12 protein-coding genes are annotated in these 22590 nt (G+C 57.4%); 7 read left to right on the top strand and 5 right to left on the bottom strand.

Going from position 1 to position 22590, the window contains the following annotated elements; all coding sequences use genetic code 11:
- Positions 1 to 90: 90 nt before the first annotated feature.
- The 4 genes from FIV00_RS08935 to FIV00_RS08920 all read right to left on the bottom strand — a co-directional run bounded on the left by FIV00_RS08935 (position 91) and on the right by FIV00_RS08920 (position 10736).
- Complete coding sequence (locus FIV00_RS08935) at positions 91 to 8061, bottom strand: DUF5801 repeats-in-toxin domain-containing protein (RefSeq protein WP_152500421.1); 7971 nt, start codon at positions 8059 to 8061, stop codon at positions 91 to 93.
- Positions 8062 to 8282: 221 nt separating this feature from the next.
- Positions 8283 to 8645 carry a hypothetical protein gene (locus tag FIV00_RS08930; protein ID WP_152500420.1) on the bottom strand — a complete coding sequence of 121 codons (363 nt, stop codon included), beginning with the start codon at positions 8643 to 8645 and terminating at the stop codon, positions 8283 to 8285.
- A 569-nt stretch (positions 8646 to 9214) separates the two neighbouring features.
- Complete coding sequence (locus FIV00_RS08925) at positions 9215 to 9445, bottom strand: hypothetical protein (protein ID WP_209006867.1); 231 nt, start codon at positions 9443 to 9445, stop codon at positions 9215 to 9217.
- A gap of 535 nt (positions 9446 to 9980) precedes the next feature.
- Positions 9981 to 10736, bottom strand: a complete 756-nt coding sequence (locus FIV00_RS08920) for a DeoR/GlpR family DNA-binding transcription regulator (RefSeq protein ID WP_152500419.1) — start codon at positions 10734 to 10736, stop codon at positions 9981 to 9983.
- 137 nt (positions 10737 to 10873) lie between these two features.
- Here FIV00_RS08920 and FIV00_RS08915 point away from each other — a divergent pair, with 137 nt between their 5' ends.
- Both FIV00_RS08915 and FIV00_RS08910 read left to right on the top strand, forming a co-directional pair.
- Positions 10874 to 13291 (top strand): FAD-dependent oxidoreductase, encoded by a 2418-nt coding sequence (locus tag FIV00_RS08915; RefSeq protein WP_152500418.1) that lies wholly within the window; start codon positions 10874 to 10876, stop codon positions 13289 to 13291.
- A gap of 11 nt (positions 13292 to 13302) precedes the next feature.
- Positions 13303 to 14229 carry a choline/ethanolamine kinase family protein gene (locus FIV00_RS08910; protein ID WP_152500417.1) on the top strand — a complete coding sequence of 309 codons (927 nt, stop codon included), beginning with the start codon at positions 13303 to 13305 and terminating at the stop codon, positions 14227 to 14229.
- Here FIV00_RS08910 and FIV00_RS08905 read toward each other — a convergent pair.
- On the bottom strand, positions 14216 to 14989 hold the full coding sequence (locus FIV00_RS08905) for an inositol monophosphatase family protein (protein WP_209006866.1): 774 nt from the start codon (positions 14987 to 14989) through the stop codon (positions 14216 to 14218). The genes FIV00_RS08910 and FIV00_RS08905 overlap by 14 nt on opposite strands.
- Before the next feature lie 211 nt (positions 14990 to 15200).
- On the opposite strand from FIV00_RS08905, the gene FIV00_RS08900 reads away from it, so the two are divergent.
- The 5 genes from FIV00_RS08900 to FIV00_RS08880 all read left to right on the top strand — a co-directional run bounded on the left by FIV00_RS08900 (position 15201) and on the right by FIV00_RS08880 (position 22565).
- Positions 15201 to 16133, top strand: coding sequence for an ABC transporter substrate-binding protein (locus FIV00_RS08900; RefSeq protein ID WP_152500416.1), 933 nt, complete (start codon positions 15201 to 15203; stop codon positions 16131 to 16133).
- A gap of 117 nt (positions 16134 to 16250) precedes the next feature.
- A complete protein-coding gene (locus FIV00_RS08895; RefSeq protein ID WP_152500415.1) occupies positions 16251 to 17264 on the top strand; it encodes a glycine betaine/L-proline ABC transporter ATP-binding protein in 1014 nt (337 codons plus the stop codon).
- The gene (locus FIV00_RS08890; RefSeq protein ID WP_152500414.1) at positions 17261 to 19246 is read left to right on the top strand and encodes a proline/glycine betaine ABC transporter permease; all 1986 of its coding nucleotides are present in this window, start codon (positions 17261 to 17263) and stop codon (positions 19244 to 19246) included. Before FIV00_RS08895 ends, FIV00_RS08890 begins: the two co-directional genes overlap by 4 nt.
- A 2-nt stretch (positions 19247 to 19248) precedes the next feature.
- Positions 19249 to 20124, top strand: coding sequence for a phosphotransferase (locus FIV00_RS08885; protein ID WP_152500413.1), 876 nt, complete (start codon positions 19249 to 19251; stop codon positions 20122 to 20124).
- A gap of 8 nt (positions 20125 to 20132) precedes the next feature.
- Positions 20133 to 22565: an FAD-dependent oxidoreductase gene (locus FIV00_RS08880; protein WP_152500412.1), complete on the top strand. Its 2433-nt coding sequence runs from the start codon at positions 20133 to 20135 to the stop codon at positions 22563 to 22565.
- Positions 22566 to 22590: the final 25 nt, after the last annotated feature.

Raw genomic sequence — 22590 nt, 5'->3', positions numbered from 1 at the left:
TGCTGACTCGTGCAAGCATTGACAATCCAATTTGACCACTCGAAGAGACTGATCAGCGTTGCAAATAATTCCGGAGCCCATGATGCCGTCTTAAGCCGCGTGGACGGCAATGTTTGTTTCCGTACCCTCGGTGTCGAGCACCACACGAACCGTATCGCCAATCGATGCGTGGTCCTGAAGGGTCGCTACTTCCTGCCAAGCGTGATCTCCTTCCTTGCCGACTTCGATGCGAACCTCGCCATTCTCACCGCGTTGGGCGCGGATGTTTTCAGCCGCATCGACCGCTGAACCAAAGGCATTGGCCAGAAGCTGGCCGAGGTCGAGCTTGTCGCCTTCTCCGAACTGGTAGTCGGTGATGATGTCAGCTTCGGCCAGGGAATTGAGCACGAATGTGTCAGCACCAGCGCCACCTGTGAGCGTGTCCGATCCGAGACCACCGATGAGAATGTCATCACCGTCGGTGCCAACCAGGATGTTGTGACCGTCGTCGCCGGTGATGACGGATCCGCTGACAGTCACCGTGGCCGCAGCTTCAGGTGCGCCAGCGTCATCGTCGGACGTGTTCGTGTTGTCAGCCACAGTTCCGGGCGCCTCTGAGCTCCCGGAAATGGAAGAGGTCGTCAGAGCCGTTTCGTCCGATTGGACATCCAGTTCGATCGAGCGCGTCACGGTGGTGCCGTTGGCAAAGACCAGCTCAAGTTCGACCGCATCCTTGCCGTCATATCCTTCAACCGGTGTGTAGGTCACCGTGAAGTCTTCGCTGATATCGACACTGCCGATAGACGGATCGCCTTTGATATCGACAGAAGCAAGGCCTGCTGCAACCTCTTCCGCGGTCGCTGTATAGAGCACTATCGCAACCCCGGCCGCGATGACCGCGGACTGCCGGTTGGTGTCTTCGGTGTCGGCAACATCATCGTTAGCGGCGCGGAAGCTCACGCCGGCATAGGCGCCCTCAGATCCGTCCACTTTGGTGTAGGTGCCTTCCGCGAAGACCGTGTTGCCGTCGACGGTCCGCTCGGCCCTGGCGGCGTCGACGTCGATCGAAGAGATGCCGTGTTCGGACAGGTTCTGCAGTTCACCCGCCTGGCTGATGCCGTCGGAATTGGCATCCTGCCAGACCTTGATGTCGCCGAATGCGGCATCTTGAATGTCGATCACGCCGTCACCGTTGTCATCGAGCGAGGCGAGTGCTTCCAGAGAGTCCGCAAAGGAACCACCGTTGAAAACTTCGGAGAACACTTCCGATCCGTTTTCAATGGCTCCGGACCCGTCAAGATCGACCACCAGCATGCCATCATCTGGGCCAACCCAGCCGATGGTCTCAGCTGTTCCGTCGGCGTCAATATCGAAGGCCACCGGACCGCCCAGAAGCTCTGTGCCATCGCCGTCAAGATCGAGAATGATCGGGTCGGAGACTGTCACCAGCAGACCGGCATCATTGATCGTGTAGGTCTCGCCTCCAGATGAGAAGCCAAGGGTGGCGAACGCTACGATGGTCGGGTCGGCCGCGCCCGCCAGGGTGTATGCGGTCGCAAAATCGGCATCCAAGCCGTTACCGGCTGAATTGAATTGAACGAGCAAATCGGAACCACTTTCGAGAACACGCACATAATCGGACGAAGCGCCTCCACTTCCAATCGCCGCCTCAAGGGCGTCTAGATAGTTCTGAAAAGTGGTGCTGTCAGGCGGTGTCAGGGTGATCATCACATCATCGAAATTGATGACCTCAACGCTGTCCGTGATCGTGTCGGCGCCGTCCCGGCTGTCGACCGTGTCCTTGATCGTGATTGTTCCGTCGACATTTATAGTCAGGACATAGTCCGCTGCATCACCGGTCAGGGAGAGGCTGTCTGAGCCTTCGCCACCATCAAAGAAGTCGTCACCGGCACCGGATTGGAAAGTATCACCCCCGCCATTGCCATTGAACACGACGCTGTGGCTGCTGGTCATGTCGGACGCATCGACGGTATCGTCATCGCCGCCGCCATTGATCGTGATCGTCGTCGGATCGAGATCAGTGCCGGTGAAATCGCCGGACACAACAAAGTTGTCGGCACCGCCAAGGCCATTGACGTTAATATCTTCAATGCCGTCGAGTTCGGCGATGACGGTCGAAGCGCCGGTCGGCCCGGCCAGGCTGCGCGACACCACGATCTCCGTGTCGGCATCGAGCAAGCCGCCAAGGCCGGTCCGGATGTTGTAGTCGGTTACCGTCTCGATGAAGAAGGTCTCATCGGCGGAGGCATCGCCGGTGACATCAAAGATGTCGGTGTCTGCGCCGCCATCGACAATGTCGCGGCCATCGCCGACGGTCCAGAAGATCGTGTCGTCGCCGGCACCGGTGTCGATCGCGTCATCGCCGGTGCCAAGAGTAACCTGGTCGTTGAAACCCGTTCCGGTGATATCGTCATTGCCGGCGCTGTTATCGTAGATGCTGACCTCTGGCGCATCGCCGGAGAAGGTGTTGGTTGTGCTGACGATCGCGCTGACATCTGTTGCGCCAGAGGTCTCAACACCGATGCCGATCTGCTCAAGTTCATTGTCGATAAAGCTGTTGCCGGAAATAGCATCAGCGTCGGCACCGTCATTGGCCAGGCCGACAAAGTTGTCTTGCAGAACGTTGTCGGTGATCGTTGCATTCGAGCCCGGATTGAGGAAGATGCCGGTCGTGAAGCCCGAAATCTTTGAATTGCTGACGTCCAGCCCGTCTGCGTTGCCAGTTTCGTTAAGCACGCCGCGCGCATTGGCGAAACCGCCCGTGCGCTCGATCAGCATATTGGTGATGGTGATGTCGTCCGCCACGACGTAGATGCCGGGCGTCGTACCTGCCGATGCATCCTGCAGTATGTGTACACCGTCGATCGTGCTGTCTTCTGAGCCTGTGTCAAAGGTGAAAGAGCCGGTGACCACGCTTTCCGTGCCGCGCGACGCATCGTCTCCGGAAACGCCCTCATTAGCGCCAAGGATCGTCAAATCCTTGTCGACGGTGACGTCTTCATCGTAGGTGCCAGGCCCGAGCAGGATCGTGTCGCCATCTAAGGTGCCGGCATTGTCGATGGCGTCCTGGATCGTGGTGTAGGTCGCTTTCAGGGCGTTCGTCGTGCCGTCGAACACCCGCACCAACCCGGTATGCGTCACGGTCACGGAAAACTCGCCCGCGGCGCTGTCGCCGTCGCCGTCTGTCGCCGTGATGTTGAATGTCAGGTTGATCTCATTGGCCGCGGCGCTTGAGACCGCCAGGGTGTCGAGATTGGCCAGCAACGTAAATGTGTATTCGACCGTCGTGTCGTCGAGCGACACGGTGAAGACCTGATTGGCATCCGGATCGGCGCCGGTGTAGCCAACAAGGGTGCCGTTCACGAAGTCAAAACTTACCGTAGCGCCATTCGACGTAAGTGTAATGCCGGTACCCGAACCGTCGGTCACCGTCACATTGTTCTCAGCGGTCGTTGTATCGGTGAACGTCGCCGAGCGGTCACCCGTCGCGTTGCTGCCATTGTTGCCGTCGTCGGCACCGAAATCGATGCCGAGCGAACCGCTGATAGTGTTATCGTCAGCGCTGGATGTCAGCAGGACATCCGCGTTGATTGTGCCGTCTTCAACGCAGGCTGCAACGATTTCCGGTACGTCGTCGGCGACATTCACCGTCACCAGGCCGGTCAGCGTGACTGCGTCGCCATCGCCGTCGACGGCGTCGATGAACTGACCGAGCTCGAGCGCGATCGGGTCGTCGGTGCCGTGATCGAACTGCTGGAGCAAGGTGAAGACAGCGTCTGTTCCGTCGAGCGTCAGGGTGAAGAGAATTGTGTCGTCATCGTCGAGCGTGCCGTTATCCGGATCGGTCGTGCCATCGTCGACGAAGCCGCTGATGGTTGTGCCGTCCGAGACGATGCGCACTTGAGTGCCGCCGGCAGTCAGCGCACCAAAGTCCTGCGCTGCAAACGTCTGGAGCGCGAAACCTCCGCCGTCGACGCCGAAATCGACGGTAGACGTGAGGTCAAGGGTGGCGATGAAGGAGCCTGCGCCGGCCTGGAATACATAGACCTGGCCAACTTCCGAACCCTGCGTTGCGTCTCCCGGCGCACCGACGGCGATGGTGTTTCCGTCGATTGAAACCGATGAACCCAAGTCGTCTCTGCCGAATGAGGACGGCGTCGGGTCCTCCAGCGTTTGGATCAGGTCTCCCGTCGTCGCGTCGAAAACGTAGCTGCGGCCACCTTCATTTCCACCCGCGTCGCGGGCCGACGCGCCGATAATGATCTGGTTGCCGTCGATGGCGACGGAAGTACCGAAGAAGCCACCTTGCACGGGATTCGGGTCATCGAACGTGTAAAGCAGCTGGGATGTAGGTGCCGTCGGGTCCGTGACATCGAAGGAATAGAGATAGGCCTGGCCGCCATTTAGTGCGGTGGTGTCGTCCCCTCGCGCGCCAACCACCACGAGATTGCCCTGGATCGCGACATCAATCCCGAAATTGTCCAGGTTCACCGGACTGGGGTCGGTAAAGGACAGGATGTGGTTGCCGGCGGTATCGAACAGATGCACTTCGCCAGAGGACGTTCCATTGCTCGGGGCGGAGACGACAAGGTAATCGCCGTCGATGTCAACCGCATCGCCGAACCGGTCTTCTCTCGAAGGGTTCGGGTTTCTGATGACAATTGACGGATCCGGGTTGCTCGGGTTGCTGGCATCGAACAGATATGCTTGCCCACCTCTTGTCCCCCCGTCAGGAACCCCGACGGCGCCAATCAACAGCAGATTACCCGATATGGCCACATCGGAGCCAAACAGAGCTTCTCCGGGGCGGAACGCCCCGTTGAACAACGGCACATCGTAGCTCGTGATCAGGTTGCCCGTCGTTGCGTCAAACAAGTGAGCTTCGCCCTGACGGGGCCCGCCCTGGGTATCGAAAGGAGCACCGACAAGGATGAGGTTTTCTTCAATGTCGACAGACACGCCGAACTGCGGTCCACCAAAGAAACCGCCACGACTGAAACCGGCGCCGTCGAATGTGTGGACGAGGTCGCCGGTGGCCAGATTGAAAAGATGGACGTCGCCGAAATCTCTGCCATTGCGCTCATCGCGCGGCGACCCTACCAGCAGAAAGTTCTCAAAAACGGCGACGGACGCCCCGAAACCGTCGGCGCTGGTCACCGCGGGGTCGTCGAATATGACGGGTGCACCCGCCTCGTCCACCGTCGCCGTCACCGCAACGTCTGTCAGCTCCGGTCCGTCGTCGGTGATGCGGATGATTTCGTAAAATTCGCTCCCTAGCGGATCCGTCAGATCTCCTTCAACATCTCCGTCGCCATCGGTGACAGTGAAGTCCAAGTACAGATCAATGGGATCATTGTCGCCTGTCCCCGGATCGGGGTGGTCGAAAGCCGCCAGCTGCGTGAAATCATAACTGCCATCCGGCCGAACGACGACCTCGAAGACGTTTTGCAGTGAGGTCTCCGTCTTACCGATGATTGTTATCACCCCGGTGGCAGTGTTCGTACTTACGTCGGTGGTTACCCGTTCGCCGCCGACCGTTAAATAGTCAGTGTCTTCAATCAACGGAAAGCTGGAAAGAAAAATGTCGTCGCGGATGACGAAGCCATCATCATCAGAGAACACTGCGGCGTTGGTTACGACTGCGCCATCGGCACCCGGATCAAACTGGAGCTGCCCGCTGACTATGGTCTCCAGACTATCTGCTTCATTAACTTCAACAGGATCGAAGGGGTTGGGTTCAATGGGATCGGGCCCGTCATCGTCGAAGGTAAGCCGGTCGCTGATGTCCTCGCGTGTTGAAACGGTATCACCGTCAGCGTCGGTTACCGTGAGCTGAGCCCAAACCGAACCTGGATTAACCGTGCTGTCGTTGCCAATCGCGATGTCTTCATCAGAGCTATCGGGATCGTCGTGCCAAAGCGACACATACTGGGCAATGCTGATGCTGCCATCATCTTCAATGGCTATGGCAAAAGCGGCCGGGTCGTTAGCGTCCGCAGTCGCGCCAATTGCATCATACCGGCCAACGATCAGATTGCCTTCCACAAAGAGGAAGATCTCCTCTCCCGGGCCAGTGTCTGCTTCACCCGTTGTGTAGAGGCCGGACGAAACCGGACCCGTTGAATCGGCACCTGCGGCATCCACCAGCACCAATTCAAGCGTCTGATCCTGGATAGGCGCGTCGGCACCGGCATCGAGCGACGCGTCCACATCAATCACGGTGTCCCGTGCATAGATGGGACCGAATGGAAGAAGGTCGTCGTCGGAGCCAACACCACCAGCACTGGTGAGTATGCTGGCGAAAAGATCGATCACATCCTGATCGTATTCCCCTGTGGTCTCATCGAACACATTGTCGCTGTGCTGCTCACCGTCGGACGTCTCATCGACGCGAACAGTACCGGGGCTAGGGTCACGACGCGTCGGGGTCGAGTCCAGAAGTACGAGCTGCGGATCAGGCACATCGTCGTTGATGACGACGGCGAAACTGCCGGTCATGCTGTCGCCGTCGCTGTCAGTTGCGGTGAAGTCGGCGCTGAGTGTCAGAGCGTCGCTTTCATCCTCACCGCCAGAGCCGGTCTGATCAAGGTGGTCCACATTGTCATGCAGGGTGAAGCTGTAGCTGCCTTCGTCAGAAGCCGAAGAGCCATCATCAAGGCTCAGGCTGAACACAAGACGGTCACCGGCGGTGCGGCCCTCGATGGATGTGACCGAACCGTCCGTATTCGTGCCGGTGATAACGACAAGAACCGCTTCCCCGTTGGACGTCAAAGCTGTGCCGCCGGTCGTAACCACCGCAACACCGCCGGTGACGTTGAGGGCGACCTGACGGTCAATGCCATCGGAGACCGTACCCTGGCCTTCGTCCCAACTGTCCGCTCCCCAGTTGATACCAAGCGAACCGATCGCCGTTGCAGGGGTAAACGCGTCCGTATCCGCGTCAGCCTCCTCGCTCACCATTCCAAGGATATCACCCGCGATCACAGGCGTATCGTCGTCCACAGTCACCGTCAGTGTGGAGCTTGCGGAATCGCCATTGAAATCGGTGGCGGTGAAGCCGAATAGCAGAGGCAGACTAGTACCCTGGTTCGCACCGTCATGATCCAGGTTTTCATAAAGGATGATTTCGTACGCTCCGCCGAAATCCTGAACATCGCCGGTGATGATGAGCTCGACAGTGAAAACAATTTCACCCGAACCGTCAGTCTTTGTCGCGGTCAAGAACTCACCGCCAGGAGAAGCTACGTTTTGCGAGAAGGTCAGTTCCAAGGGCACGCCGTCAGACGTCAGATCTGCCGGGAGGTTATCCTGATCAAATAAGAGACTGATCTCGTTGATCGTTCCGGCGTTCTGGCCGAAACTGAGACCCAAATCGCCGGTGGCCGTCAGGGGAAGATCTCCGGCCCCATTGGGATCCGTTCCGTCGGTCAGATTGGCCTCGTCGAGCGAGACTTCAACCGCACCGCCAATAACAGGGGCCGAATTCGGCAAATCCGGTGTCTCGTCCGCGCTGCTGCCATCGCTTTCCGGCCCTTCGCCGGATAAGAGGTCGTCCGTGCCCGCGCCATCGCCGCCCGGCGCTTCGCCCGTCAAAAGGTCGCCAAAGCCCAAGCCGTCGCCGAGGTCCCCAATCGAGACGTCTTCAAAGGTCTGGCCGCTTCCCTGCGGGCCACCCAAAGCCGTTGCAAGATTGGTTGTTTCGCCCGCTGCAGTCTGAATCTCGTCGGCAAACTGAAGATTGGCGAGCGCCGTGAATTCATCGATAGAGAGCGTCTCGCCTTCTCCCACCAGGGCGATTTGCGAATTGGCGTCACCTTCGAAGAAACTCTGGATGATGACCATTCCGCCATCAGGAAAAATCATCTGCAGGTCGCTGCCGATCCTGATGAAGGAAATGTCCTCGCTCAGGATCGGCCTGAAATCAACCAGCTGGCCGGACGCAAGAAGCGTGACGATGCTCTGCTGCGCGTCAGGATGTGCAATAACCAGAGGCCCACCTACTGGCTCGTCGTTCGCGTTGTTGGAGACGTTGGCTTGGGCGATCTGCACGATCTCATTCATTACTGCGCACTCTGCACATTGGTGGTTTTAACTAGAGTCTTACTCCTACCATTTACAGTTTTTTTACCCTTATAAATAGCCCACGTTTCATTAACTTTATTAAAGGTAAATGCGAGAGTTCAATTTTGAGCGCAACCACCAAACAAGGTTAGAAAGGCGGCAAGCTAACAAGCACTTTAAGGCAACTATCTGACTTAATTGCATATTTCGAATCGCGGGATTCAAAACACCGGGCTGGTTCTGCAAAGCCGCAATAGTGCGGACATGGAAACAAAGCTGACCGCCGCGAACGTGATCCAGCTGGCCTCGAAATAGAGAGTGGTAGCCACGAGCCCGAGCCCGTTTGCGGACGCTATTCGATCGATCCACCTTTTCAGGGGCCTTCGTCTGCGGTCGTCGAAAAACTGTCCTAGGAGAATCGTAAGAATGACGATGGCTGCCAGGCCGGTGGATACCAGAACATCGGGGAAGCGGTTGAAGGCCGCATCCATGCTCAGCAAGAAGCTCTGCCCCGGCATGTCCGTGACCAATTGCAATCCGTCATAAAAGGCAATGAACCCGCCGACACCGGCCACTGCAGCCAAAACGTTGCCGCTCGTAACCTCAGAATTGCAAGTCAGGTGCTATTTTGTTGATCTTGGATTTAAGTCGATTGAGCATTTCGCCAAGGTGGCAAAATAACACTACTGGAGACATCCCACGTATTGGGGATAGAAAAACAGATAGCCCCGATCTCTAAGGGTGCCGCATCAAGTGAATGACCCCGACGAGAGCAACAAGCTACTGTCCAAGCCAGAAAACCGTTTCTTCGGCATCTGAGCACTCCTCTTTCACCGGAAGTGCACACAAAATTCACAATCGGGTCAGACCCGTTTCTGAAGGCATGAGCAGTTTCGCAAATAGCTTCACAACCATACCGCCAATTGAGAGAGTCGATCGACACCTCTTGATCGGGCAAAAGAAACGCTGATGCCTTGAGGCATCAGCGTTTCACAATCAGGCCCTTGTGCCAGAATATTTTCGCTGCTGCAGGGAAACTCTTCGAACAGCCAGCTGGCAGCTTGCACCTGATTGAACCAGTGGCAAAGGGAAACCGGCACCAGGTTGGGAGGCCTGACCAGGATATCCCGGTCCCCTTTGCCAATTTTACGGCTTATTGCGGGATCGCTGAGAATTCAGCTTCATCCAACATGCCGTCCTGGTTCCCATCGGCTGCTTTGTAGGTTTCTTCTGCAAGCGTAGCACCTGCAGCCTGAATTTCTTCATACGTCACAAAGCCATCCTGGTTTGCATCCAGCGTCGCAAAATCAACGGCTTGCGCAAACGCGGCTGAAGACACGAACAGGGCACCAAATGCAAGTACTGCGGACATAGACTTTTTCATGGGTAATCTCCATCTATCTAGTTCTCGTCCCACGAGGTGACATCTCGGTGAGACACCCGCATAAGGTGCGCAGACTTTACGGCCTCAATTAGATGTTGCTGGGGTATTAAATGGTCACAACAATGATCATAGAGCGGCAGTTAATTTGAATTTTTGTCAATCTCGGCAAGTCTGGTTTGATTGTAGTTTGTCTTTGCCAATGATGAGCCCAGTGTTTCTAGAGTCGCTCAGCTTTCACCTTCTGTTTCCATTCAAGTTCGACTGGCGACAGGAACTGGTTCCTAAAGTTTTTGCGCTTTGAAGTGGCGCACGCCATGGTCCGATCCAATACCTCCGCCTGGCTTCCTCACGGATTTTGCAGGTTTCCGGCGAAAACAGGTGAAACAACTATTGCTCCAACAGAGGCGTCGCGGTTCCTGCAGCGAAGCAGAAGCCAATCATGGCGTCAGCTGATCGTTGGAAACTGAGACCGCATCGGCGATCTACGGCATCTGACAGTAGGTAAAAGGGCAGGCAGGTGAAGGGTGGCCGGTCGTCAGGGGAACCGAATGTCCAGATCCGCGAACAAGTCGGCAAAATCCGCAGATGGTGCTCTGTCGGTCACGAGATAGTCGCCGGGTTTCAATGTTGGCTGACGGAGCGCCGGCTTGCGCATTTGTGGCTCAAATTTGGAGTGATCGACCGCCATGATCGCACGCGCCGCATTTGCCAGCATTGCGCTTGCAATGTCTACCTCGCATTGCTCGTGGACGAGAAACCCCTTCCGGGCGTCGACCAGCGAGGCGGACAACAGAACGTAATCCACCTGCATTCGCTCAATGACATCAAACGCTGACCGGTCGAAGGAGGCACCGTCATGGTCCCGCAATTGCGTTCCCGCCATGGAGACATTGTTGCCCGGGATCATCGCAAGCGTGCTTGCCACATAGGCCGAATTGGTAACAACGGTGAGTTCGCGCCGGTTTCGCAGCGCCTGTGCAACGAAACCGGAGGTTGATCCGGTATCGATTGCGATACTGTCGCCATCCTGGATGATTTTCACGACCTCTTCAGCGATCGTCACCTTGGCTTCACGGTTGAGGTTCATGCGGGCCAGATATGGCAGATCCGCCGCCGACTTGGTCGAAACCAAAGCGCCATGCACCTTCTGCAGCGCGCCCCGGTCAACCAATGGGCGCGAAACCCGGCGGATGGTCTGGTCCGAAACTCCGAGGAGACGCGACAGCTCTTGCACACTGACGGTGCCACGCATGTCCACGGTCTGTAAGAGCGTTGTTTCGTATTTCGACATGAAGCCTGTTTACACCAAAGTTTCTGGTCGAATAAGTCTATTTTGCACTTGGAATTCAACAAATTTCAACAACTCTATTGTAGCGGTGTTGATTTTTGTTAGGATTTGAGCTGTCCCTCAGCATTTGGATCTGCAAATTGACCCAACATTCGGCCAAACACCTGATCATCGGCGGCGGCATTATCGGATGCTCGATCGCATATCATCTGACCCGGATGGGCGAAAAGAATGTGATTCTCCTGGAACGTGCAGGCTTGACGGAGGGAGCGACATGGCACGCTGCCGGACTGGTCGGGCAGCTGCGCTCATCGCGCAATACCACGCGTATGCTTAAAAAGTCGGTTGAAATGTATGACCGGCTTCAAAACGAAGAAGGCATGCAGTTCGACTGGAAGAAAACCGGTTCGCTCAGACTTGCCGCGACAAGGGAACGTCTTCTGGAAGCAAAGCGTCTGGCCACCATGGCGCGCAGCTTTGAGCTGGAAATGCAGATCATAACTCCTGACGAGGCAAAGGATCTGTTCCCACTGATTGAGGCGCGCGGTCTTGAGGGTGCTGCTTTCATTCCCTCTGATGGCTATGTCGACCCGGCTTCGCTTTGTCAGGCTGTCGCGGGTGCTGCCCGCCGCCAGGGCGCTGAAATCCGCCAAGGGGTCGAGGTGCTCGACTTTGCTGTCTCGAATGGCCGGATCACGAATGTCGAGACAAGTGAAGGCACGTTCGAAGCCCAGACAATCATCCTTGCAGCCGGCATGTGGAGCCGGGAACTCGGCTCGAAACTCGGCATTCGCGTTCCCGCTTGCGCGGTCGAACACCAGTATATCGTCACCGAGCCGACCGGCACCGAAGTTGGCCATTTCCCGACGCTGCGCGATCCGGAGCGCCTGGTCTATTACAAGCCGGATGTGGCCGGTCGGCTGGTCATCGGTGGCTATGAAGAGGATACGCTTCCTTTTGGAGACCGGGGCATTCCAGGTGCTTTCGTACGTCAGTTGCTGCCGGAAAACCTGGATCGCTTTCTGCCGCTTGCGGATCTGGCCAGCCAGGTCACGCCGGTCGTCAACGAGGTCGGCATCCGCCAGGTCATCAACGGGCCGATCCCCTATTCCGCCGATGGTGATTTTGTCATGGGCTGGCAGCCCGGCTTCAACAATCTGATGATGGCAACCGGATTTCTCTACGGCATCGCCGCAGGCGGCGGAGCCGGTGAAATGATTGCCGAATGGGTTGTCGAGGGGCAATCTTCTCTCGACCTATGGCCGCTTGATGTGCGCCGTTTCGGGCCACACCACGGAACCCGCACTTTCATGTATCCGCGCGCGGTTGAACACTATGCCCACCATTACAAGAAGAGATATCCGGGCCAGGAACACGAGAGCGCTCGTCAATTGCGATTGTCACCGCTTTACCAGACGCTCAAGGACCAGGGCGCGGTCTATGGCTCAAAGAACGGCTGGGAACGACCGCTTTGGTTCGCCCCTGAAGGCGTGGCACCGGTTGACCAGTTGGACTTCCTGGATCCTGGCTGGAAAAAATACGCAGCCGAAGAACACAAGGCCGTCCGGGAGCGGGTCGCGTTGATTGACCAGTCGAGCTTTTCCAAGTTCGAGATTGTCGGTGCGGATGCTCTCGCAGTCTTGCAACGGCTGGCTGTTTCCAACATGGACAAGCCTGTCGGCTCGGTCATCTATACCCAGCTTTGCAATGATCGTGGGGGCGTTGAGGCGGATGTAACGATCATCCGGCTGGATCAAGATCGGTTCTATCTGGTGACCGGATCCGGTTTCGGTGTTCACGACAGCGACTGGATCAAACGCAATCTGCCTGAAAACGCTTCAGTACACATCATCGAGGTGACGAGCGGATATGCGGTCATCAACATTGTCGGGCCGCGCTCACGTGACGTTTTGGCGACTGCCTCCGAAAGCGATGTCTCCAATCAGGCGATCCCTTTCTCCACGATGAAGGAAATCGTCGTCGGCGCGGCTCCGCTTCGGGCAGCCCGTATCGGCTATGTCGGTGAGCGCGGCTATGAACTGCATATTCCGACCGAATTTGCCACCCATGTCTACGACACGCTCTGGGCGGCTGGTAAAGCCCACGGCATAACGAATGTCGGGTACAGGGCGATCGAGAGCCTCAGAATGGAAAAGGGCTACGTTTATTGGTCCGGCGATGTCACACCGGACTATACCCCCATCGAGGCTGGCCTCGGCTTCAGGGTTCACCTCAAATCGAAAGGTGATTTCCTTGGGCGTTCGGTCCTGGAGACGCAAAAGAACAAGGGTGTCGAACGCAAGCTTTGCACGTTCGTCACGAAGGACCATCTGCCACTGACAGGAGGAGAAACCGTCCTGCTTGGAGACCAGGTGGTCTCGTCCGCGACCTCGGTTGGCTATGGGTATACTGTCGGACGGACAATTGTGCGCGGATATCTGGACAAGGCGCACTGGAACCGCACTGATTTCAGTCTGGAAGTCTTTGGGGAACGTCACCCGGTCACACAGGCCACCAGTCCACTTTACGATCCTGAAAACAGCGCACTCAAGGGATAAACGGGGGGAATATGACGGAACACGCTGAAAAGGTGCTCACGGCACTGCGTTCCGCGCCGCAATTTGCAGACATTGTCTCGGCAAAGCAGATAACCCGCCTCGGCGGATTGACCAATCTCGTGCACCGCGTCGACCTCGACGATCAGTCGGTTGTCGTCCGTATTCCGGGCGAAAACACCGAAGAATACATCGATCGGAGCGTCGAGAAGCACAATGCAATCGCTGCAGCCCAGGCCGGTGTTTCCGCCGATGTCCTTTACGCCGACGCCGCATCCGGCGTGATGATCATGCGTACGATCGACGGGATCGAAACCATGACCCCCAATCTCTTCAAGTCGCGTGCCGGATCGCCGGGCCGGGCCGGGGCCGCTCTCGCCAGACTGCATGCATCGGGCGAAACATTCCGGTTCCGCTTCGAGCTTTTTTCCATGATTGACGATTACCTCAAGGTTTTATCGACCAAGGATGTTTCCCTGCCGGATGGGTATGAGGATGTTGTGACCATCGCAATGCCCATTGGTGAGGTTCTGGCTGCGGCAAACCTGCCCCTGGCACCTTGCCACTGCGATCCTCTTTGCGAAAATTTCCTGGATGACGGCGAGAGGATGTGGATCGTTGATTGGGAGTATTCCGGCATGAACGATCCTTTGTGGGATCTCGGAGATCTCTCGGTTGAGGCTGGAATGAATGCGGCGCAAGATGCGGAAATGCTCGAGGCCTATTTTGGCCGCAAGCCGACAGCCGCGGAGACTGGCCGGGTTGTGATCTACAAGGCTATGTGCGATTTGCTCTGGACCCTGTGGGGGCTAATTCAGCTTGCGGACGAAAACCCGGCCGAAGACTTCTGGGCCTACGCCACCGGCCGGTTCGAACGTTGCCGGAAACTGATGCAGGATCCGTCCTTTCAGTCACATGTTGCTGCCGTCAGGGCCGGTTGAGCACCTCCAGAAGTTCGGCATGCAAGTTCGGAGTGGCTGCCGTGACAGTGCGTCCGTCTGATGTCATTGTCAGCGGATTGCCTTGCCAGTCCGTCATGACCCCGCCGGCCGCCTCAACCACGGCAGATACCGGCAGATAATCGTAGGGCTGCAAATCGTAGTCCACGACGGCATCGACATGGCCCCGCGCCAAAAGCGCATGCGGATAACAATCGGCACCCAGTCTGCGCAGCTGTCCCGAACGAACGAGGCGCTGAAATGCTTCCGGTTCAGACAGAGCCAGTTTGTCGCCCTCATTGATGAACAGGCGGGCGTCTGCAAGAGAACGGCAGGAGCTGACATGGATGGCCGTCCCGTTGCACGTGGCCTGAAGGTTTTTGCCCCCGGCATAGACTTCGCCGAGTGCCGGCATCCGGATCACACCCATCTTCGGACAGCCTTCGATCAGAAACCCAAGCAACATGCCGAAAAGCGGCAGGCCGGCGATGAACGAACGTGTGCCATCGATTGGATCAATGATCCACATCGCAGCCGCCTCCCCGGTCTGTCCGAATTCCTCTCCGAAGATCGCTTCATCAGGAAAATGTAGCTGGATGCTGTCCCTGAGAGATCTTTCTGTCGCCTTGTCTGCCTGGGTGACAGGGCTCAAATCAGCCTTGGTTTCGGTCTCGGGATTTTTCCTGAAATAAAGAAGGCTGACTGCTGCAGCCTCTTCAGTCATCGCCAAGGCCTTTTCCAACCTGTTCGAAAGATCCGGCATTCCGCGCTTCTCCGCATTTCCGACGATTATTGACTAACGAATGATCGCTTAATGCTCAAAATGTATCCAAAACCCACAAAATTTGAAGCCATATGTTGCTTTTTGTTGATTTATGCTGGCAGTCTAAGAAGGTGTTGTGCCGAGATGGCATCTGCTGAGGGGGTGATGCCTGGGCAGTCCCGCATTGGCAAAATTCGTCAGGGAGGAAAATATGAAGCGCGTTTCTTTAGCACTGTCCGCAATGTTGGCAGTCGCGCCTGCACTCGCAGCCGAGTCCAGCGATCCGATCAAACTTACTCTTCATGACTGGTCCGGCCAGCTGATCACAACCAAGCTCATGGGCGAAGTTCTGAAGGAAGCCGGCTATAACGTCGAATATGTTCAAGCCGACTATATTGCCCAATTCGCAGGCCTGAAGACGGGCGACTTGCATGTCGCCATGGAAATTTGGGAAACGACCGGGCGCGAAGCGATGGACGAGGCCTTTGCGACAGGAAATGTCGTCAATCTTGGCGAAACCGGTCTCCAGGCAATCGAGGAATGGTGGTACCCGTCCTACATGAAAGAGCGCTGCCCCGGCCTCCCCAACTGGGAAGCTCTGAAGGATTGTGCTGAAGAATTCTCGACGCCTGAAACTGCGCCATTCGGCCGCTACCTGGGCGGACCCGTTACCTGGGGCGGCTTTGATGAAGAGCGTGTCGAGGCTCTCGGACTGGACTTCGAGGTGGTTCATGCCGGCACTGACGCGGCCCTTTTCGCCGAACTGGAAGCAGCTTACCAACGCCAGGACCCGATCATGCTTTGGGTCTATGCGCCCCACTGGGCCCCTGCGAAATATGATGGTGAATTCGTTGAATTCCCGCCGTTCTCACCGGAATGCTACGCCGATCCGTCGGTTGGTGTGAACCCGGATGCTGCCTATGACTGCGGCAAGCCGCGCGGTCCAATCTGGAAAGTCAGCTGGGCCGGTGTCGCCGACAAGTGGCCGGGCGCTGCGAAGGCAATCGGGAACTTCAACCTCTCCAACGCCGATTATGGCGCCATGGTCACCGAAGTCGATCTCAACGGCAAATCCGTTGATGACACGGTTGCCGCATGGATGGCCGACAACAAGGACACATGGTCGGGCTGGATTGCCAAATAAGGCCGTTCCATACTTCCTGCACGCAGCAATCCGAATTTGATGCGTGCAGGACACCAGTCCGGATGACTGGCAAGACAGTTTCCCGACACAGGGAATAAAACCTCCACCGAGGACTGGATGACGAAGCCCGTAATTCTCGATTGCCGGAACGTATGGAAGTTATACGGCCCGCAGGCCGATACTTTTTTGAAGACCAACGCCACTCCTTCTTCCGCCGATCTGGAGGCGGCCAATCTCATCGGAGCGGTACGGGCGGTGAATGTCCAGATCCGGAAGGGTGAGATTTTCGTCATCATGGGGCTGTCAGGCTCCGGCAAGTCCACGCTTGTGCGTTGCATGTCGCGGCTTGTGGATTCCACAGCTGGCGAAATCCGTTTCGAGGACAAGGACCTGCTCAGTGCCAGTGAAGAGGAACTGATCCAGATCCGACGCAAGAAAATGGGCATGGTGTTCCAGCAATTCGCCTTGCTGCCGCATCTGACGGTTCTGGAAAACGCTGCTTTTCCGCTCGACATCCAGGGCGTTGACAAGAAGACGCGCGAAGAACGGGCTCGAGAAGTCGTGGAACTGGTGGGTCTCAAGGGGCGTGAGGGCTATTTCCCGCGCGAACTTTCAGGCGGTCAGCAGCAGCGCGTCGGCATTGCCCGCAGCCTCGCCGCCGAACCGGAAATCTGGTTTCTGGACGAACCGTTCTCCGCACTTGATCCTCTGATCCGGCGCGAAATGCAGGACGAGTTCCTTCGGCTTCAGAACATCCTTCACAAGACGATTGTCTTCATCACCCATGATTTTGACGAGGCCATCCGGCTCGCGGATCGAATTGCGGTCATGAAGGACGGGATCATTGAACAGGTAGCGACCCCTGAAGATCTCGTTTTGCAACCGGCAACAGACTATGTCGCTGAGTTCACGCGCCATGTCAGCCGGGCGAAGGTAATCCGCGCAGCATCCGTGATGGAACCGCTGAACGGCGACAGCTTCGCCGGCGAAGTTTCCCATAACGCCGTGATCGAAGCCATTGCCGATCCGGTGGAAGCTTCGGACCTCCCGCACAAAGTCATGGACGGTGACAGGCCGGTCGGACAGATTTCCCGAAAGGCGGTCATCGACGTGCTGGTGGGACGCAGATGAGTGCGCGCGTGGCAAAGTCCGGCTGGCTGTTCTGGGGAACGCTCTTCGCAGTCACCTGGCTGCTGTCGAGCTACTCCTTTCAGCTCTACAAGGCACTCGATGCCCGTTGGATCGTTCGCTACCCCAAGGGTTGGGAATTGCCACTCGAAGACCGCATCAGTGCGTTTCTTGACTGGCTGGTTGAAAGCGCCGGCTTCTACTTCTTTTCGTTTCGCGACCTGACCCGTGCCATCTCGGCGTTGATCGAAGCCCCGTATCAGGTGTTGCGCAATCTGCTGGTCGAAGGCTTCAGCAGCGGCGTCGGCGATGCCGCCGCACAGATAGCCCCGGCGCTCAGCTGGGTTGCGGTGATCGTGACGATCATGGCGATAGGGCACTACGCGCGCGACTGGTTTCTATCCGTTCTTGTCGGGGCCTGTTTTCTATATCTTGCCGTATTCGGGCAATGGGAAAGCGCCATGGTGACGCTTGCCTCGGTGCTTATCTCGGTTCCGATTGGCGTCGTTGGCGGACTTTTTCTTGGGATCCTGGCGTATCGGGTCCGCTGGTTTGAGCGCATGCTGCGGCCGATCCTGGACCTGATGCAGACCGTTCCGGTTTTTGCCTATCTCGTACCCATCCTGATCCTGTTCGGATTCGGTCCCGTCGCAGCACTCGTTGCAACAGTGATTTATGCCATGCCACCCATGGTCCGTATAACCATCGTCGCACTGAACTCGGTACCGAAGGAAGTGATCGAAGCGGGCCGCATGGCAGGTTGCCGCAATCGGCAGATGATGTGGAAGGTCCTCGTTCCGTCGGCGGTTCCGACCCTGATGGTCGGTGTGAACCAGGTGATCATGCTGACGCTCAACATGGTGATCATCGCGTCCATGATCGGCGCCGGCGGCCTCGGCTTCGATGTTCTGTCCAGCCTGCGACGGTTGGATATCGGCGGAGGCATCGAGGCTGGGCTTGGCATCGTGGTCATGGCGATCGCGCTCGATCGGGCAAGCCAGGCCTTCGCGGAACGGAGCGCGCGTCACCCCCTGGAAGGCAACCTCTTGCAGCGCCACCCATGGTCCGGAACGGTCTTTCTTGTGATCGCGTCAACGCTCATTCTGGGCCAGTTCGTCCCGGCTGTTCAGACTTATCCGGATGCCCTGACGATTACGACGGGACCGTTCTGGTCTGATGCAATGCAATGGATCAACGTCAACTTCTTCGACACATTCGAAGCCATCAAGACGGTGATCCTTCAATGGTTGCTTCTCCCGGTGAAGAAGTTTTTCAGCGGAATTCCCTGGGCCTGGGGGATCGTTGCGACCGCTCTCATCGCCTGGCGGGTCGGTGGTTGGAAGATCGGCTTGCTCGCAGGACTTCTGATGGCTTTCATCGCCGCCTCCGGGCTTTGGTCCAAGGCCATGGTGACGATTTACTTGTGCGGTGTCTCGGTTCTGATTGCGACGATCATCGGCATACCGCTTGGTGTCTGGGCTGCAGAAAGTCCACGCGCCGGGCGCGTCATCCTGGGGCTGATGGATACGCTGCAGACCCTGCCCAGTTTTGTTTATCTGATCCCGGTTGTCATGCTGTTTCGCGTCGGCGATTTCAGTGCCATGATTGCCGTGATCCTTTATGCACTGGCTCCCGCCGTCCGCTACGCTGCGCACGGTCTCAAGGAGGTTCCGCCGTCCCTGATCGAGGCGGGACTGATGTCCGGTTGCACCAGGCGGCAACTGCTGTGGCGCATCAAGCTGCCGCTCGCGACACCGCACCTCTTTCTGGGTTTGAACCAAACAATAATGCTTGCACTGTCCATGCTGGTAATCACCGCGCTCGTGGGCACAAGGGACCTAGGTCAGGAAGTCTATATCGCCCTGACCAAGGCCAATGCGGGCCAAGGTATCGTCGCCGGCCTTTCAGTCGCTTTCATTGCAATCATTACCGACAGGGTCATCAACGCGCTTGCGACAGGCCAGCGCGAAAGGTTGGGGATTTAAGCATGTCTGAAACCGCAATTGCACGAGCCAAGGCACTTGCCTGCTTCTCCGACCCTCAGGACATAACCCCATTGGGAGGCGGCATCACCAACATCAATCTTCTTGTGCGCGACGGTGACCGCCGTTTTGTCGTCCGCCTTGGCGACGACATTCCCGAGCACGGCGTCATGCGCTGGAACGAACTCGCACTCAGCCAGGCTGCTGAGATGGCAGGCGTTTCTCCGGCTGTCTTTCATCAGGAACCCGGAGTTCTGGTCTTGAATTTCGTGGAGGCGCGAACCTTCGAGGAAGCAGACGTCCGTGACCCGGCGAACCTGAACAAGATAATTGATCTGGTCGCCAGAGCTCATCGGGAACTGGGCGGCCATCTGAGCAGCCCGATCCTCACATTCTGGCCGTTTCAAGTGAACCGGACCTACGTAACGCGCCTGAAAGCCGATAGATCGGCACATTCTGACTTACTCCCTGGTCTGATGGACACCCTCTCCGATCTCGAAAAGGCCGTTGGCCCGGTCGACCTTGTTGTCGGGCACAATGATCTGCTCGCAGCCAATCTTCTTGATGACGGTGAAAGACTTTGGCTGATCGACTGGGAATATGGCGGATTCAACTCGCCGCTCTTCGATCTTGCCGGCCTCGCATCCAACAATGGTCTGTGCGAAGCACAGGAAAACGCGATGCTCGAGCAGTATTTCGAGGCGCCGGCAGAAACGCACTGGCGGGCCTACCAGGCCATGAAATGCACGTCCCTGATGCGAGAAACGCTCTGGTCGATGACCTCGGAAATCCATTCGCGCCTTGATTTCGACTATGCCGCCTACACCCGTGAAAACATGGACCGGCTGACCGCCGCCCTTTCTAAATTCCGTGAATTGTGAGAGTCCTCATGACACTTCCCTCATCCTCGAAGATCATCATTATCGGCGGCGGCATTGTCGGTTGTTCGACGGCCTATCATCTGGCTCAGATGGGGCAGGAAGTTCTGCTTCTCGAAAAGGCGGCCCTGACGTCCGGCTCCACATGGCACGCCGCAGGTCTGGTCGGTCAGCTGCGTTCCAACGCCAATATCACGCAGCTTCTGGGTTACTCGATCTCGCTATACGACAGGCTGGAAGCCGAAACTGGTCAGGCGACCGGCTGGAAAATGAACGGCGGCCTCCGCCTCGCCTGCAACAAGGAACGCTGGACCGAGGTCAAACGCCAGGCAACCACCGCCCACAGTTTCGGACTGGACATGCAGCTGCTGACGGCAAGAGAAGCGCAGGAGCTTTGGCCGCTGATGGATATCAGCGATGTCGTCGGGGCCGCCTATCTGCCAACGGATGGTCAGGCAAGCCCCTCCGACATTACCCAGTCACTCGCCAAAGGCGCGCGGGCTGGTGGTGCAAAGCTGGTTGAAAATACATCGGTTCTTGAGATTTTGACCGAACGCGGGACCATTAAAGGTGTACGGACCGCCAAAGGCGATATCGCTTGCGAGAAACTGGTGCTGTGCTGCGGACAATGGACCCGGGAACTCGCGGCAACGATAGGGGTCACCGTGCCGCTGGTTTCCGTCGAACACCAGTACATGATCACGGAAGCCTTTGGCGTCCCCTCCAACCTGCCGACATTGCGCGATCCGGACCGGCTGACCTACTACAAGGAGGAAGTCGGCGGTCTTGTCATGGGCGGATATGAGCCGAACGGTATTCCCTGGGCGGTCGACGGTGTACCCGACCCGTTCGACTATCAGCTGCTGGACAGCAACTTCGACCACTTTGAGCAATTGATGGAACTGTCATTGCCGCGCGTGCCCGCTCTTGAAAATGTCGGCATCAAGCAACTGGTCAACGGACCGGAAAGCTTTACGCCGGACGGTAACTTCATTCTGGGCGAAGCACCTGAGATGGCGAATGTCTTCGTCGGTGCCGGTTTCAACGCTTTTGGCATTGCGGCGGGCGGCGGTGCAGGAATGGCACTGGCCGAATGGGTCGCAAAGGGTGAACCGCCCTACGACCTCTGGCCGGTCGATATCCGCCGCTTTGGACGGCCCCACACCGACACCGACTGGGTGCGAACCCGCACGCTGGAAGCCTATGGCAAGCACTACACGATGGCCTGGCCTTCGGAAGAACACGACAGTGGCCGGCCCTGCCGCCGGTCGCCGCTTTATGATCGGTTAAAATCGGCCGGGGCTGTTTTCGGTGAGAAACTCGGCTGGGAGCGCCCAAACTGGTATGCCGAAGCCGACGAGGAAGCACGCGATATCTACACGTTCGAACGTCCGAACTGGCACGCTCCGGTCGGCAGGGAACACAAGGCAGCCCGTGAAGCCGCCGTCCTGTTTGACCAGACGTCTTTCGCAAAATTCATCCTGAAAGGCCCGGATGCCGAAGCCGCACTGAGCTGGATCGCCGCAAACCGCGTGGACAAGCCGGTGGGCTCGATCATCTATACGCAGATGCTGAACGACCGCGGTGGGATCGAATGCGACCTCACCTGCGTGCGAACGTCCATCGATGAATATTATATCGTCACCGGAACCGGCTTTGCCACACACGACTTCGACTGGATCGGACGCAACATTCCGGACGGATTGAGGGCGGAGCTCATCGATGTCACATCGTCGAATGCGGTGCTGTCGCTGTTCGGGCCAAAAGCGCGGCACATTCTTGCTGCCTGCACCCGGGCTGACGTCGGCAACGACGCGTTTCCCTTCGGTCAGGCGCACCGGATCGGAATTGCCGGCTGTCCGGTCCTCGCGCTGCGCATTACCTATGTCGGTGAACTTGGCTGGGAACTGCACTTGCCGACCGAATACGCACAATCAGTCTATGACGCGCTGCACGATGCCGGGAAAGAATTCGGCCTGCGCAACGCCGGCTACCGCGCAATAGAAACGCTGCGCCTTGAAAAAGGATATCGCGCCTGGGGATCAGATATCGGGCCGGACCATACACCGGACGAGGCCGGCCTCGGCTGGGCTGTCAAGATGAAGACCAATGCCGACTTCAAGGGCCGCAGCGCCGTGCAGCAACAGCGCGAGAACGGCGTGAAGAAAATGCTCGCAACCTTCACGACCGACGGCGACGTCATCCTGTCCGGACGGGAAACGATTTACCGCAATGGTGAACGCTGTGGCTGGCTGAGTTCGGGCGGCTATGGCCATACGCTCGGCAAGAGTATCGGAATTGGCTACGTCAGGCATCCGGACGGCGTTACGAGAGACCATGTCCTTTCCGCAGACTATGAAATTGAAGTTGGAACCGAGCGGGTAAAAGCCGATGTCACGCTTGCTCCGCTCTTTGACCCAAAAATGGAGCGGATCAAGACCTGAGACAGTTCGCTGTCTTGAAAACTCA

It is taken from the genome of Labrenzia sp. THAF82 (assembly GCF_009363435.1).
Lineage (GTDB): Bacteria > Pseudomonadota > Alphaproteobacteria > Rhizobiales > Stappiaceae > Roseibium > Roseibium porphyridii.
Note: the sequence above shows the minus strand (reverse complement) of the source record. Positions and strands in the feature narration are given on the sequence as shown.